12 protein-coding genes are annotated in these 15,513 nt (G+C 55.0%); 5 read left to right on the top strand and 7 right to left on the bottom strand.

All coding sequences use genetic code 11. The features are described from left to right. The first annotated feature begins 9 nt into the window (after positions 1 to 9). Positions 10 to 1,038: an aldo/keto reductase gene (locus ABD035_RS06265; RefSeq protein WP_343868601.1), complete on the top strand. Its 1,029-nt coding sequence runs from the start codon at positions 10 to 12 to the stop codon at positions 1,036 to 1,038. Then, positions 1,038 to 2,774: a solute:sodium symporter family transporter gene (locus tag ABD035_RS06260; protein ID WP_343868599.1), complete on the top strand. Its 1,737-nt coding sequence runs from the start codon at positions 1,038 to 1,040 to the stop codon at positions 2,772 to 2,774. The genes ABD035_RS06265 and ABD035_RS06260 overlap by 1 nt, the downstream gene beginning before the upstream one ends. Before the next feature lie 163 nt (positions 2,775 to 2,937). Here the strand turns inward: ABD035_RS06260 and ABD035_RS06255 are convergent, their stop codons facing one another. Both ABD035_RS06255 and ABD035_RS06250 read right to left on the bottom strand, forming a co-directional pair. Next, a complete protein-coding gene (locus ABD035_RS06255) occupies positions 2,938 to 3,735 on the bottom strand; it encodes an SDR family oxidoreductase (RefSeq protein ID WP_212713744.1) in 798 nt (265 codons plus the stop codon). A gap of 276 nt (positions 3,736 to 4,011) precedes the next feature. Then, the gene (locus ABD035_RS06250; protein ID WP_212713733.1) at positions 4,012 to 4,317 is read right to left on the bottom strand and encodes a hypothetical protein; all 306 of its coding nucleotides are present in this window, start codon (positions 4,315 to 4,317) and stop codon (positions 4,012 to 4,014) included. On the opposite strand from ABD035_RS06250, the gene ABD035_RS06245 reads away from it, so the two are divergent. Further along, on the top strand, positions 4,306 to 6,459 hold the full coding sequence (locus ABD035_RS06245; RefSeq protein WP_343868596.1) for a carbon starvation CstA family protein: 2,154 nt from the start codon (positions 4,306 to 4,308) through the stop codon (positions 6,457 to 6,459). The genes ABD035_RS06250 and ABD035_RS06245 overlap by 12 nt on opposite strands. A 52-nt stretch (positions 6,460 to 6,511) precedes the next feature. Next, a complete protein-coding gene (locus tag ABD035_RS06240) occupies positions 6,512 to 6,712 on the top strand; it encodes a YbdD/YjiX family protein (protein WP_343868594.1) in 201 nt (66 codons plus the stop codon). A 415-nt stretch (positions 6,713 to 7,127) separates the two neighbouring features. On the opposite strand, the gene btsR is transcribed toward ABD035_RS06240, so the two are convergent. The 5 genes from btsR to ABD035_RS06215 form a co-directional block, all read right to left on the bottom strand. Next, positions 7,128 to 7,877 carry a two-component system response regulator BtsR gene (btsR, locus tag ABD035_RS06235; protein WP_343868763.1) on the bottom strand — a complete coding sequence of 250 codons (750 nt, stop codon included), beginning with the start codon at positions 7,875 to 7,877 and terminating at the stop codon, positions 7,128 to 7,130. Beyond that, on the bottom strand, positions 7,871 to 9,562 hold the full coding sequence (locus tag ABD035_RS06230; protein ID WP_343868592.1) for a LytS/YhcK type 5TM receptor domain-containing protein: 1,692 nt from the start codon (positions 9,560 to 9,562) through the stop codon (positions 7,871 to 7,873). Before ABD035_RS06230 ends, btsR begins: the two co-directional genes overlap by 7 nt. A gap of 416 nt (positions 9,563 to 9,978) precedes the next feature. Further along, positions 9,979 to 11,064: a porin gene (locus tag ABD035_RS06225; protein WP_343868590.1), complete on the bottom strand. Its 1,086-nt coding sequence runs from the start codon at positions 11,062 to 11,064 to the stop codon at positions 9,979 to 9,981. 69 nt (positions 11,065 to 11,133) lie between these two features. Continuing rightward, complete coding sequence (locus ABD035_RS06220; protein ID WP_343868588.1) at positions 11,134 to 12,357, bottom strand: anaerobic sulfatase maturase; 1,224 nt, start codon at positions 12,355 to 12,357, stop codon at positions 11,134 to 11,136. A gap of 52 nt (positions 12,358 to 12,409) precedes the next feature. Continuing rightward, positions 12,410 to 14,152, bottom strand: a complete 1,743-nt coding sequence (locus tag ABD035_RS06215) for a sulfatase family protein (protein WP_343868586.1) — start codon at positions 14,150 to 14,152, stop codon at positions 12,410 to 12,412. A 580-nt stretch (positions 14,153 to 14,732) separates the two neighbouring features. Here ABD035_RS06215 and ABD035_RS06210 point away from each other — a divergent pair. Next, positions 14,733 to 15,503 carry a carbon-nitrogen hydrolase family protein gene (locus ABD035_RS06210; protein ID WP_343868584.1) on the top strand — a complete coding sequence of 257 codons (771 nt, stop codon included), beginning with the start codon at positions 14,733 to 14,735 and terminating at the stop codon, positions 15,501 to 15,503. Positions 15,504 to 15,513: the final 10 nt, after the last annotated feature.

Below are 15,513 nucleotides of genomic sequence, written 5' to 3'. Positions count from 1 at the left end.
GAAATGACTATGCATTATCAGCCTGCAAAACAGCGTTATCAGGAAATGCCCTACCGGTATTGTGGTCAGAGTGGCCTGAAACTGCCGCGGATCTCGCTCGGGTTATGGCAGCACTTCGGTGACAACACCACCCGGGAACAACAGCGCGCCCTGCTGCACAGCGCTTTCGATGCCGGTATCACCCATTTTGATTTAGCGAATAATTACGGAACCCCTTATGGCAGCGCTGAACAGAATTTCGGGGAGGTGTTCCGCAAGGATCTCCGCCCGTTCCGCGATGAACTGATCATCTCCAGCAAAGCCGGGTATGACATGTGGCCGGGGCCTTATGGTCAGGGCGGCAGTTCACGCAAATACCTGCTGGCCAGCCTTGACCAGAGCCTGCAGCGACTGGGACTCGACTACCTGGATATTTTCTACTCCCATTGCTACGACCCGCAGACACCGCTGGAAGAGACCGCCTCGGCATTAGCCACCGCGGTCAGCCAGGGGAAAGCCCTGTATGTCGGGATCTCCTCTTACCCCTCTGCACAGACGCGGGAAATCACACGCCTGTTACGTCAGTGGCATGTGCCACTGATTGTTCATCAGCCGGCCTATAACCTGTTCAACCGCTGGATTGAGCAAAACCTGCTGGAAACCTGTGCCGCACAGGGCACCGGGATCATTGCCTTCAGTACCCTCGCTCAGGGATTACTGAGCGGTAAATACACCGCCGCCACTCCGGCGGATAAGCCGCGCGCCAGTATCGATCAGCGTGAACTGAGTGAGCAGAATTACGCCCGGATTGCGGGGCTGGAGGCCATTGCCCGACAGCGTGGGCAATCCCTGCCACAGATGGCGCTGGCCTGGGTTCTCCGCTTACCTGAAGTGACTTCCGCGCTGACCGGTGTCAGCTCGGTGGCGCAACTGCAGCACAATCTGCAGGCGCTGGAAAATACCGACTTTACCCCCCATGAACTGCAGGCCATCGACCACTACGCCATCGATGGCAGCAGCCAGTTTGGCAGGATCAACGACCCCCGACCGGAGGCCTGATGTTTACACTGATAACCACCCTGGCAACGCTGTTGCTGATCATCCTGATCTCCTCCTGGCTGACGCGGCGGATCAAAAATACCAGTGCCAGAGAGTATTTTATGGCCAGCGGCAAGCTGAGCTTCGGTTTTATCGCCGGATCCATGATGCTGACAAATGTCTCGGTTGACCAGCTGATTGGCCTGAACGGCGATGCCTACCTGCATAATCTCAGTGCCATCGCATGGGAAGCGACGGCCATTATTGCCATTATCGCGCTGGCGTTATTCTTCCTTCCCCGCTATATGCAAAGCGGCTTTACCACCCTGACCGGATTTATTGAATCCCGCTATGACCGGACCGCCCGCAAAATTGTCAGTATTCTGCTGCTGATGACGTATACCCTGGTGTTATGCCCTTCGTCACTGTATCTGGGGGCGCTGACGCTGGAGAAAATCTTTAATGTTCAGCAACTGCTGGGGATCAGTTATCAGAGCAGCCTGGTCGCTATGATCTGCCTGACCGGGGCCATCGGGACGGCCTATGCCGTGTTCGGCGGGCTGCGGGCAATTGCGGTTTCCGATACCATCAATGGCGTCTTTTTGCTGGCGATCATCTTCCTGGTGCCGGTGCTCGGCTTTATCGCGCTGGGGCACGGCCATTTTCAGGCAGGGGTCGGTGAGCTTCTGCGTCAGAATCCGCAGAAACTGAATATGATCGGTAATACCCACGACAGTGTGCCGTTCAGTACCCTGTTTACCGGGATGATTTTTGCCAACCTGTTTTACTGGTGTACCAACCAGGCCATTATGCAAAAAAGCCTGGCCGCCCGTTCACTGGAAGAGGCACAGAAAGGTATTCTGCTCACCGGCGCGTTTAAGCTGATCCTGCCGTTACTGATGATGCTGCCCGGCATCATTGCCTGGCACTACTTCCGCGGACATCCGCTGGCCTCGTCAGACCTGGCGTATCCGGCCCTGATCGCCGCCCTGCTGCCCTGGTGGCTGAAAGGATTTTTTGTCGCCATTATTCTCGGCGCGGTGATGAGTCACTTTAATGCCATACTCAATGCGTCCGCCACGCTGCTGACTTATGACTTCTATCTGCACCGCCGCCCCGCAGCGACGGACCGGCAACAAATCCGTTTCGGGAAACAAATGACCCTGCTGGTCGCCATCATCTCGATTGCCTGTGCCCCGTTGCTAATGCATGCCCCGGACGGTATCTACACCCTGTTACGCCGCTTTACCGGGTTCTTTAATATGCCGGTCATTGCGATAGTGCTGTTTGCCTTCCTCGTCGCCCGCCCGCCCGCCATCGCTGCAAAAGTGGTGCTGGTGTTTCATGCCCTGCTGTACGGTATTTTTATTCTGGGACTGAACGTGGATGCCCGCTGGGGGATCAGCTTTATTCATCTGATGGGGATATTATTTGCCTGTGAAATGCTGCTGCTGTTTGCTCTGAACCATTATCTGCCCGCCGGCCATCAGGGCCGTCTGCCGGACCGTGGAAGTGAACTGGTGGGCTGGCGTTATGCGGTGCCGGTGAGTATCGCGCTGATTGCGGCACTGGTCAGTCTGTATCTGACCTTCTCTCCGCTCGGGCTGGTGAGCGGGCACTTACAGCGGGGCTGGTATATTGCGATGGGGGTGGTCTGGAGTCTGGCGGTGATACTGACTATACGTTACGTCAGTCGGCCGAAATCTGCTGTAGCCACACACCGCACTCCCTCTTCCGTCCCGCTGGATAACCACTGACGGATCACCCGCTGCGGGGGGCCGCGACAGGCCTTAAGGAAAGTAATGCCGGTGACAGGGGACTGTCACCGGCATTTTACTGTGCGCTCAACGGGTAACCCCCGGCACAACGCCCGCAGACCTGCGGAAGCCATACCGGATCCCGCTCGCTTCTGTCAGGTTTTCAGCCGTTGCCACGGAATTCCGGATACAGACTCATCCCGCCATCCACAAATAATGTGGTGCCGTGTACATAATCCGCCAGATCACTGGCCAGCCACACCACCGCGTTGGCAATATCTTCGGTGTCACCGATACGCCCGTAAGGGATCAGCTCCAGCAGTTTTTCAGCCGCCTCTCCCTGTGTCGCCTCCTTATTAATTGCCGTGGCGATGGCCCCCGGTGCAACGGCGTTGATACGGATTTTCTCCTCGCCCAGTTCCTGGGCCAGTGAACGCATCAGCAAATCCAGACCGCCTTTTGAGGCTGCGTAGTTGGCATGACCGGCCCAGGGGATCAACTGATGCACCGAGCTCATATGAATAATTTTGCCTTTTGCACGGCTGAGAGACCCGCGATCCTGGTTACGGAACTGGCGGACGGCCGCCCGGGCGCACAGGAACTGTCCGGTCAGGTTCACATCCAGCACCTGTTGCCACTCAGCGAGGCTCATATCCGCGATCATGGCATCCCGTTGCAGACCGGAGTTTGCCACCAGAATATCCAGAGCGCCGAAGGCTTCGAGGGTTTTCGCAAACAGATTTTCGACATCCTCTTCTTTTGACACATCTCCCTGCACCGTAATGGCCTGACCGCCCTTTTCACGAATACTGGCGGCAAGTTTTTCGGCCGGCTCTGGCTGGCTGCGGTAATTAATTACCACGCTGGCACCGGCAGCCGCCAGGGCTTCCGCGCATCCGTAGCCAATGCCTGAACTGGCACCGGTAATCAACGCCACCTGGTTTTTCAGAGATAAAATCATCCATTACTCCTGTGTCTGCAGAATAAAATATCCCTCTAAGTGTAGACAGGGATTGGCGGGTTGCTCAAAAAGACCGGGAAAAACCGAAGAGACGGGTCGGGCAGCCCCCAGACCGGTAAGAGAGTGATTAATTCGCTGATATAATGACCTGTCAGTAACATAACAATATTTGAGCTAGTCCTTGCGTTAGTTAGCTCTCCCGGCATAGCGCTGCCTTTTATTCCGCAGGAGCCTGCCGTTCACACCCGGTGAGTTCTCTCACGTTTTTTCTGTTAATCAGAAAATCATCACTGAAATTCCGTCTGCGCCGTCTCTTACGGACGACGGATCCTGCCAGTCGGATGCGAAGCTCATCACAAATTTACCGGTTCCCGGCCCCGCGAAGAACCGCTCACGGTCACCGGCAACCGCTCTGTTCCCTATAACGCCACTGGCCCGGTTTTCTTCCCGCAAGCTAACAAAAATCGCCAGGATGGGAGTGCCGCCACCGACCGGCCAGGCACCGTCCCCGGCTCCGACCGGAGACCTCAGGACCGTTAACTTCTGTTCAGCTAACACTACGGATAACTTATGGATAAACATAAATTTCTCAGGCACCTGCCCTGGGTTTGTTTAGGGATACCCGGGGCCGGATGTCTTGCTATCGTGGCCCTGCGGCGGGGGGAAACCATCAGTGCGATGTGGCTGGTGGTCGCCTCGGTTTCTGTCTATCTGGTGGCCTATCGCTATTACAGTCTCTATATTGCCCGCAGAGTCATGCAGCTTGACCCGACGCGGGCCACACCGGCCGTACTCAATAATGACGGGCTGAATTACGTCCCGACCAACCGTTATGTTCTGTTCGGCCACCACTTTGCCGCGATAGCCGGAGCGGGGCCGCTGGTCGGGCCGGTGCTGGCCGCACAGATGGGCTATCTGCCCGGTACGCTGTGGCTGCTCTCCGGGGTGGTCCTGGCCGGGGCCGTACAGGACTTTATGGTGCTGTTTATTTCCTCACGCCGTAACGGGGCGTCGCTCGGCGAGATTATTAAGCAGGAGATGGGGCCGGTCCCCGGGACCATCGCGTTGTTCGGCTGTTTTTTGATCATGATTATTATTCTGGCGGTGCTGGCGCTGATCGTGGTCAAAGCCCTGGCCGAAAGCCCCTGGGGCGTTTTCACCGTCTGCTCTACCGTGCCTATTGCCCTGCTGATGGGGATTTATATGCGCTTTCTGCGGCCCGGCCGCGTGGGTGAAGTGTCGGTCATCGGTCTGGTATTACTGCTGCTTTCTATCTGGTTCGGCGGTGTCATCGCCCATGATCCTTACTGGGGCCCGGCGCTGACCTTTAAAGATACCACCATCACCTTTACCCTGATTGGCTATGCCTTTGTCTCTGCCCTGTTACCGGTCTGGCTGATCCTGGCCCCGCGGGATTACCTGGCTACTTTCCTGAAGATCGGGGTGATTGTCGGTCTGGCCGCAGGGATTATGATCCTGAATCCGGATCTGAAAATGCCGGCAGTGACACCGTTTATCGACGGTACCGGCCCGCTGTGGAAAGGCGCCCTGTTCCCGTTTTTATTTATCACTATCGCCTGCGGTGCGGTGTCAGGGTTCCACGCACTGATCGCCTCCGGGACGACCCCGAAACTGCTGGCGAATGAAAACGATGCCCGTTTTATCGGTTATGGTGCCATGCTGATGGAATCCTTCGTTGCCATGATGGCTCTGGTCGCCGCCTCGGTGATCGAACCCGGTCTCTATTTTGCCATGAACAGCCCGCCCGCTACCCTCGGCATCACCATGCCTGATCTGCACCAGATGGGAGGCGATAATGCCCCGCTGATCATGGCGCAACTGCAGGAGGTGACGGCCCGGGCCGCCGCGACGGTCAGTTCCTGGGGCTTTGTGATCACTCCGGAACAAATCCTGCAAACCGCACAAAGTATCGGAGAACCGTCGGTACTGAACCGGGCCGGGGGAGCCCCGACACTGGCCGTGGGGATTGCCGAGGTGTTCCATAAAATTATGCCAATGGCAGATATGGGATTCTGGTATCACTTCGGGATCCTGTTCGAAGCTCTGTTTATCCTGACCGCTCTGGATGCCGGAACCCGGTCCGGGCGCTATATGTTGCAGGATCTGCTCGGTAACTTTATTCCTTTCCTGAAAAAGACACAGTCACTGCCCGCCGGGATTATCGGCACGGCGGGCTGCGTCGGATTATGGGGCTATTTACTGTATCAGGGGGTGGTCGATCCGTTGGGGGGCGTGAAGAGTCTGTGGCCGCTGTTCGGTATTTCTAATCAGATGCTGGCCGCCGTCGCGCTGATGCTGGGCTGTGTCATCCTTATCAAAATGAAACGGCAACGGTATGTCTGGGTTCCCTTGTTGCCGGCCATCTGGTTACTGATCTGTACCACCCGGGCATTAGGTCTGAAGCTGTTCAGCAATAATCCGCAACTGGAAGGCTTTTTCTATATGGCCCGCGAGTATCAGTCACGTCTGCGTGACGCCGGCAGCCAGCTGACCCCGGAACAGGCCAGCAATATGCAGCATATTGTGATTAATAATTACACTAATGCCGGGTTAAGCCTCCTGTTCCTGGTGGTGGTGTACAGCATTATGATTTACGGCGTGAAAATCTGGCGTCAGGCCAGCCGGATACCGCAACGTACCGACAAAGAAACACCGTATGTGCCCATCCCGGAAGGCGGCGTGAAAACTACCTCCGGCCACTGAATACCACAGAGTCACGGCCCGCGGTTGCCGGGCCGGTGACGAAGGAGAAGCGATGAGTAAAGCGGGTTCTGTTGCCAGACACCTCGGACATGCCGCCAGAATGCTGGTCGGTATACCCGATTATGATACCTATGTGGCGCATATGCAGCTCAGGCATCCTGACCAGCCGGTGATGAGTTATAAAGAGTTTTTCCGTGAACGCCAGCAGGCACGCTATGGCGGTGAGGGGAAAGGAGGAATGCGCTGCTGCTGAACAGGCCCTGTCACTGCGGCCTTTCTGTCACTGGCTGTCGGGTGGATCCCCGGGATCGCTCTCCGGGGGCGGGGGCGATGCTGTCCTCTCCGGACCACCACGACGAATCCCCCCTTGCCGGGCCGGGTAATCCGTTTACAGGTCGATCTCTTGCCACAGGTCGTCGTCACAGAAGTGATCATCCCGGGAAATTCAGTCAACCTGTTGAATAATCAGAGGCCCTGTCACCGCCCGGGGATCTCTCCCCGCAAAACTCTGGATCACGGAGATGATCACCGGTGGAACGCTGGTAAACTCCCGGATCCTTTTACCGCCCGGGAGTCAATCTGCGCAGACCGTGGGTCGCGGAGATAATCATTCGGCGAAACACCGGTAAACTCCCGGATAACTGCCGGATCCTCTTACCGTCCCGGGATCATTCCCCGGAGATCGGCGGTCGCGGAGAGGACAACCCGAGGATCTCCTTCAGCACCTTCAGATAACGGCGGCTGACCGGGACTGTCAGTCCGTTTTTCATCACCAGTTCACCCTGATGATTTTCATGCATACGGATCTCGCTAAGCAGATCCAGATTGATCAGATGCTGCCGGTGACAGCGGATCAGCGGGGTCCGCCGCTCCAGTGTCCGCAGGGTTAACTCCGTCGTCCCGGCTTTTCCATCCCGGCCGGTCACAGAGACGCCACCTATACGGCTGCTGACACAGGCAACGTCCTCCATCGGTAACAGATAAATACGGTTCAGGCCATTACAGGGAATATATTTCAGCGGCCGCTGTGTCACCTCTATCCGGCTGAAATCCTGAGGCTCCTCTGCCTGCCTCAGACGCTGTAGTGTTTTTTCGAGTCTGGCCGGCTGGAGCGGTTTTAACAGGTAATCGATGGCATTTTCATCAAACGCCTGTAATGCGTATTCATCATAGGCCGTAAGAAACACAATACGGGGCCGCTGACGGGTATCCAGCATCCCGGCCATCTCCAGCCCGCTGATCCGCGGCATCTGGATATCCAGAAACACCACCCGCGGCTGCAGACGGTTAATGGCCGCCATTGCCTCTATCGCATTTTCGGCTTCGCCGGCAATCTCCACATCCGGATACGCCTGTAATAGCACCCGCAGATTTTCCCGCGCCAGAGGTTCATCATCGACGATCAGTACCGTCAGCATCGCTCCGCCTCCGCCGGTAAACGGAGCGTCACGCGGGTATAACATTCGCTGTCCACCGTCACCGTAATTCCGTAATCATCGCCGAATTTCGCTTTCAGTCGTTTGTCAGCCAGCCCCATACCCATCCCCTGGTGGTGGTGATTCTCCGGCAGATAAAGACCGGCATTATCCTGAACGGTCACTTGCACAGATTGTGGCTGCCGGTGGGCAAAGATAGTAATTTCCCCGACCCCGAACAGCCGTGATGTCCCGTGTTTGATCGCATTTTCCACCAGCGGCTGCAGAATAAATGCCGGCAACCGGTAATGACGTAATTCCTCCGGGATCTGCAGGGTCACTTTCAGCCGCGACTGAAAGCGCGCCTGCTCGATTTGCAGGTAAGCCTGTACATGCTCCAGCTCATCGCCCAGGGTCGCAATTTCTGACGAACGTTTTAAATTTTTACGAAAGAAGGTCGACAGATCCTGCACCAGTAAACCGGCCCGCTGACTGTCCTGGCGGATCACCGCCTGTAGGGTATTCAGCGCGTTAAACAGAAAGTGAGGGTTAACCTGAGCATGCAGCAGTTTAATCTCTGACCGGGCCAGCAGCGCGGTCTGACGCTCATACTGGCCCGCCAGGATCTGTGCGGATAACAGCCGCGCGATCCCTTCTCCCAGCGTACGATTGATCGAACTGAACAGGCGGTTTTTTGCTTCATACAGCTTAATGGTGCCGATGACCCGCTGGTTTTCTCCCTGTAGCGGGATCACCAGTGACGATCCGAGCCGGCATTGCGGACTGATCCGGCAGCAGTAAGGCACTTCATTACCGTCAGCATAGACCACGCTGCCGGTTTCAATGGCACGGCGGGTATGATCAGAAGAGACCGGCCGTCCGGCCAGATGATGATCATCACCGATCCCGGTGAAAGCCAGTAGCTTTTCACAATCGGTGATCGCCACGGCTCCGATATCCAGCTCCCGCTGCAGTACCTGAGCGACTTTCAGGCTGTTTTCCTGGTTGAATCCCTGCCGTAATATCCCTTCGGTGGCGGCGGCAACCCGCAATGCCGTGGCTGAAAACACGGAGGTATAGCGTTCAAACATCTCGCGCTTATCCAGCAAAATGCGCATAAACAGCGCCGCACCGGCCGTATTAGTGATCACCATCGGGGCGGCAATATGGCTGACCAGCGACCGCGCTTCCGGATAAGGCCGCGAAATCAGCAGAATAATCAGCATCTGTACCAGTTCTGCCAGCAGCGTAATCAGCCCCGCCGTCAGCGGACTGAAGATTTTATCTGCCCGCTCCCGGCGGACCAGATACCGGTGCAGCAGACCACCCAGCAGTCCTTCGGTCACCGTAGAGATCATACAGCTGACGGCCGTCATCCCTCCCAGAGAATAGCGATGCAGACCGCCTGTCAGCCCGACCAGCACCCCCACCGACGGTCCGCCAAGCAGCCCTCCCATCACCGCGCCGATAGCCCGTGTATTGGCGATGGAGTCATCGATATGCAGCCCGAAATAGGTTCCGGCGATACAGAAGACCGAAAAAGTGATATAGCAGAGCAACTTATGACGAAACCTGACCGTGACCTGCATCAGCGGGATAAACAGGCGTGTCTTACTCATCAGCCAGGCGATGACCAGAAAGACACACATCTGCTGCAGCAACAGTAATATCAAACGTAATTCATGCATCTGCCATCGCCCTTTCTCTGACAAACTGGGAGCATAGCGTTTCCGGACAGGCCTTTCTTTGCGCCAGCGCCGAAATTTGCCACCGCTTTTGGTCAGTCATTACCGCAGAAAATTTATGTGATATCGCTAAGGGCTGTCATCTGTCAGTGCAGAAATCTGCATAACCGGTCACGTGGTTCGTCAACCGGAGTCCGGAACCCACGTCTTACCCCTGAAAGGGCCCATAGTGCCGCATTTTCTGAGGGGGCTGAGGGTGGCAATTCTGCCGGCGTCCGGAGAGGTGAAAACGGCCCGCCGATAGAATGCAGCGTATTGCGGGCGGGGCCGGTTACCTCACTGCCGGCCAGACACTTCCGGCAACCGTGACAACTTTCCTCCCGCAATCCGCATCTGACTGTCGGTCTTCAGGGTAGGCCTCAGAAGACATAGATCATGGTGACGGCCACCGCATCCTGACTGGCCAGACGAAGCGCGTTATCGTCTTTCAGCAGGCTCATTTTGTACTCTGTCGTAATACGGAAGTTATCATTAAACGGCCAGGCGGCAAAAAAGACCCACGCTTTATCCAGCCAGGCCTGACCGATGGATTCCAGGCGTTCAGCACGCGACTGAATATAGCCGGCAGAGGCTGTAAAACCCAGAGGGGTATTCCAGGAGGCGACTGCTTCAAAGCTTTTGGCTTTATTCGCAAACCCGTAAATATTGAGCGGGCTGCTGCGGACCTGGCTCAGATTACGGCTTTCTGAATACAATGCCGCCGCATAAAAAGGACCGTGCTCCAGGTTAGCGCCGGCCACCCATGCGTCCATATTGTCCCCGCGACCGGGCGACAGTTTTTTCTGTGCATCCGTCCGTGACGAACGGATATAGGACCCGCCAACCGTCAGCCCGGTCTCCGGGATTTTATAGGTCAGGGACAAGCCATAACCGTTACCATTCTGTTTCAGTACCGGGGTATTACCCTCTTTTTTCCCCTGGAACTGGATACCGGCTTCCAGCCCTTTCACCAGAGAGAAGAAGTCCCGGTTATGATAGGAAAAAGAGCCCGAACCCCGGCGGGCCAGAAAGTTATCGATAGCAAAAGAGCCCGCGCCCCAGACAGGGAAAATATCCGTCCAGCGGACCACATCATAAAAAATACTGTCATTCCTGCCGTAATCGAAATACCCATATTCCCGGGCCGAAAGTCCGACATACGCATAACGGGTATAATCTTCCCCCGGCTCACTTTCGGCTTTATTTGCCCGGAAATCATGTTCGAAACGGCTGTAACCGTACATCTGATCATTGATATCGGTTTCCGCCCATAAATTAATACGGGCTATTACCGCATCACCACTCATCGCCTTGTTCTGACTGAAGAAATGACGTCCCAGTACACGTCCGTCAAGATGCAGCCGGTTCCCCCCCTGATCATACACCGGTACAGCCTGTGCATTCATCTGAACAGCGGACAACCCGGCGAACAGCATTACCCCGAAAGTATTTTTAATCGTCATCATATTAATTCATCCTGAAATAATATTTGTTTAAGTTATTTTGCAACCTATCCCGTTGCGTTGATTTTATTGTTATGCGGTGTGCTGTCTGAAATAGCGTTTTATTTTTTCCGGAGACCTCCCCGAGTTAAGCAGTGAAAGAATAATGTCCATTGAAGGTAAGCAATGCCGCAGATATTCTTTATAACCGGCACAGAGATAGTTTTTATTCGGCATGCCGTTAACCGCCGGTTCAAAACGGTGTTTTGGACACCCGCCATGGCAGAGTGGCCGGAACGTACAACGGAGACAGTCAGGGTCGGGGTGACGGAGTTTCTGCTGGCCGAAGCGAATATTCTGTTCAGCGTTGATCAGATCCCGGAGGTCCGCATGGTGTATATTTCCCAGCCGGTGTTGCGGGTAGACGAAGTGATCGCAGGAATAGACATCCCCGTTCGCTTCCATCACCGGGTTCGCCCCGCAGGTCGGCGCGGTGACACAGGAACCCTGTCCCCCGGCCCGCTGGGTCAGCGTCTGTTCAAAATTCATCACAAACACCTGACCCATGTCGTTCAGCCGCCAGTGGTCGAAAATCCTGTTCAGAAACCGGCCATAGGCCTGTGCGGGCACCGACCAGGGCGTGACCTCGCTCTGTCCGGTGAAGTCCGGTGATATCAGAGTCCGTCCGTCCGGGCCTGGCCTGCTGGCGGCCCTTTCCACCAGCGGAATAAACTGAATATAACGACTGCCGGCGCGCTTCAGCGCCTGGTACGTTTCCAGCGGACGCCGGACATTTTCCGCATTGACCACCGTGAGGGTATTGAATTCCACGCCGTGCTGCTTCAGGGCACGGATACCGGCCAGCACCTGCGGATAACTGCTCTTTCCTGCGCGCGTCTGACGCCAGCGGTCATTACTGATGCGGTCGCCGTCCAGAGATATCCCCACCAGGAAGTGATGCTTTTTCAGAAAACGGGCCCAGCGATCATCCAGCAATATGCCGTTGGTCTGCAGAGAATTATTAATTTGCCGGCCGCCGCAGTAGCGCTGTTGCAGCGCCAGCGCCTTTTCAAAGTAATCGATGCCCATCAGGGTCGGTTCGCCGCCCTGCCAGATAAACTCCACCACCCCGGAACTGTCTGCCTGAATATACTGCCGCACAAAGGCTTCCAGCGTGGCATCGTCCATTTTCCAGTGGTTTTTTCTGTCCGGATACAACCGCTCCTTTTCCAGGTAAAAACAGTAGGTACAGTCAAGGTTACAGACCGACCCGGAAGGCTTGGTAATCACCTGGAAATGCTCAAAAGGACGATTCATGATCACTCCTCCGCCTGCGGGCAGAGCTGCCTGTCAGGGCAGCACAGCATCATTACAGGGATCCATCCGCCGGCGTCCATTGTTCTGTCGGACTTTCCTGCCAGCCGTAACGTACCGCTTTAAAATGCAGGACTGACTGATCTGAACGCGGGGTAATTGCACCGGTATAGAGCTGCCAGGTCTTACCATCCCAGCTGTAACCGATGGAGGCATTTTCGGTGCGGTTGCTCAGGTAGATTTTATGGTTTACCTCATCCTGCATGGCGACCGGCGGCAGGGTGACATGCTGCTGTCCATTAGCATCCAGCAGGTCGGCTACCATCTGCCCTTCATCGATCAGGTTGGTATCATTCCCCTGGTCACGCCAGTCATCCATCGCCTTGCGGAAACGGGCGATTTCTGCGCTATAGGCCTTGTCTGCAATGACATTTTTTAACTGCGCCGAATCCTTTCTCAGGTCATAAAACTCTTCGGCCGGACGCGGGGCAAACCAGGCCTGTTGTGCCGGATTCAGTTGCTTATTCTGCTGTGCATTCACCAGGTCATGCATACTGCGTAACGCATTCCGGAAAGGGATACTGGCGCCGCCCGGCGTGCTGTCCAGATTACGCACATACTGGAAGTTTTTATCGCGGACAAACAGCGAACGCATCTTCAGGTTATCCATCCGCCCCCGGGAGCCGTAGACATATTCACGGCGCGGGGCATTATCTTTCGACAGATCGACTCCTTTCATATAATCAGGCACCTTTACCCCGGCATAGCCCAGCAGGGTCGGCGCAAGATCTTCGAACGAAATCAGCCGGTCATCACTGCTGCCGTCGGCAGGCCAGCCCGCCGGCCGGTATCTGGCCGGGATATGGATCATCATCGGGACATGGGTGCCGGAATCATACCCTTCCCGTTTTTTACGCGGCAGGCCATCGCCGTTATCGGCGGTGAAAATAACGATGGTATTGTCCCAGAGCTTATCTTTCTTCAGGGACCGGACCAGATGACCGACCTGCTGATCCATCACCTGAATATTGTCATACAGCTGAGCCAGTTCCTGACGGGTCTCCGGGGTGTCGACCAGCCAGGGTTCGATCACCACTTTGGCCGGGTCGGTGGGGGTATAGCGGTAATACGAGCGCAGTTCATTCCACACTTTTGTAATATATTCAAAACCCTTCGGCGTATTATTGTCGGTAAAGAGTGCCGACTCGTGGGTAATTTGCGGGTTAAAGTTCATAAAAAACGGTTTACCCTGCAGATCATAGTTACGCCAGGCCACCGGCACCCGCAAATCGTCCATATTGCCGTAATCACCGTGTGCGCTCCACAACGAGAACGGCCCGACATCCGCATGGCCGCGGGTAAACTGGTAATCGGTTTTCGTGTCGTTATAAGTAAAGTAGCCACTGCGCCGCAGTAACTCCGGGTAGCCTTTGATCCAGGAAGGCGGTACGCCGACATAGGCCCCTTCCGGTCGGGTGGCAGTGCGCATATGCTGTAATCCCAGGGTATGAGCAAATACCCCCGTAATCAGCCCTGCACGCGAGGGAGCAGAGACTCCCGCCATGGTAAATGCATTGGTAAACCGCACCGATTCTTTCGCCAGTGCATCCAGGTTAGGCGTGTTAGCCACCGGGTCACCAAACGCTCCGATACGGGCGTTCATATCCTCGGTGGCGATAAGAATAATATTGGGACGGTCACTGCGGATTTGTGGCTGGAATGACATATTGACTGCATTGACTGACGGGGTAATAAGCATTCCGGTAATCATCGATGATAATAACAGAGGTTTCATCATTGATAGTGTCCTTTATCAATTAGCCGTATGACATGAATTAATACTGTTTCCGGTTTTTAATAGCCTGAATGAAGTATTCTTAATTCTTCCTGATGACTCATAAATAACACCACGAGAAGCTCGTGTTATTCTCATTCATCTTTCCAGGTGATTTATTATCAATCAGACAGTAGCAGACTGGCTTTTTTTTATATGTGAGTAAAATCACCAATGCTATAAAAATCCTTTAATCTGTTAACAGGTTAAACGATTATATTATTCATATCATTTGTATTCTGATTAAATTTTATTTTATGACTCCGGATTCCGGAATATTCCACGCCCGCTTTCGCCGGCCTGGCCCCGGAGAATGATCGCTGCACTCTGCTGGTGCGCCATCATTGAGCATACCAGTGACCCGCACCAATCCGGAGCACTCTGCCTGCTCACCGCGCTCTCCCTTTTTTTATCCGGCACCGTCTTCTGTCCGTCATGTCACCGTATTCTCAATAATTTCTAATGTATTAGCGCAAAATCTGCTGGCCGGGACGACTGGCACGCTAATTGCTTAATTATTCTGTCAACGCTGATAGGGGAAAAAATGAAAATCGCAATCTGGCAAACACAGAGCAGCCACTGTGACTACACCGCAAATCTGGCCCGGCTGGATTCTGCGTTACAGGAAGCTGCAGGTCAGGGCGCGTCATTACTGATCACCCCCGAAATGTTTCTTTCCGGATATGTACTTAACCAACGTACCCGTGAAATGGCAGAGACATTTCCCCTCGCGGCACTCCGGGCACTGGCCGCCAAATGGCAGACAGCGATTATCGCAGGCGGACCGCTGGCTGCGGACGGTAAGGTCTTTAATGCCAGTTACTTTATTTCGTCGCAGGGGGAAGTCAGCGGGATTTACCGCAAAACGCACCTGTTTGGTGAACTGGATAAAAGTCAGTTTACCGCCGGAGATCAACCGGTCTGCATCATCCCCTGTTACGGGGTCAATATTGCATTACTTATCTGCTACGACGTCGAGTTTCCGGAAACCGTTCGTGCTGCCGCACGGGCTGGTGCGCATCTGGTCGCGGTGGCAACCGCACAGATGAAACCCTTCGACTTCGTGAATAAACATCTGATAGCCACCCGGGCCTGGGAAAACCAGCTCTATGTGGCTTACGTCAACCAGACAGGCCGGGAAGAACATCTGGAATATGTGGGATTAAGTCTGGTGGCAGGCCCGGACGGACAGGTGATAGCGCAGGCTTCAGAAACTCAGGAACAACTGCTTTATGCAGAGATAGATCCGTCTCAGGTGATTCAGGCACAACGGGATAACCCTTACCTGACTGATCTGCGAACCGACATATTATGAATCATAAAAA

This window comes from Tatumella terrea (assembly GCF_039523755.1).
Lineage (GTDB): Bacteria > Pseudomonadota > Gammaproteobacteria > Enterobacterales > Enterobacteriaceae > Tatumella > Tatumella terrea.
This window is presented reverse-complemented; position numbering and strand designations above follow the sequence as displayed.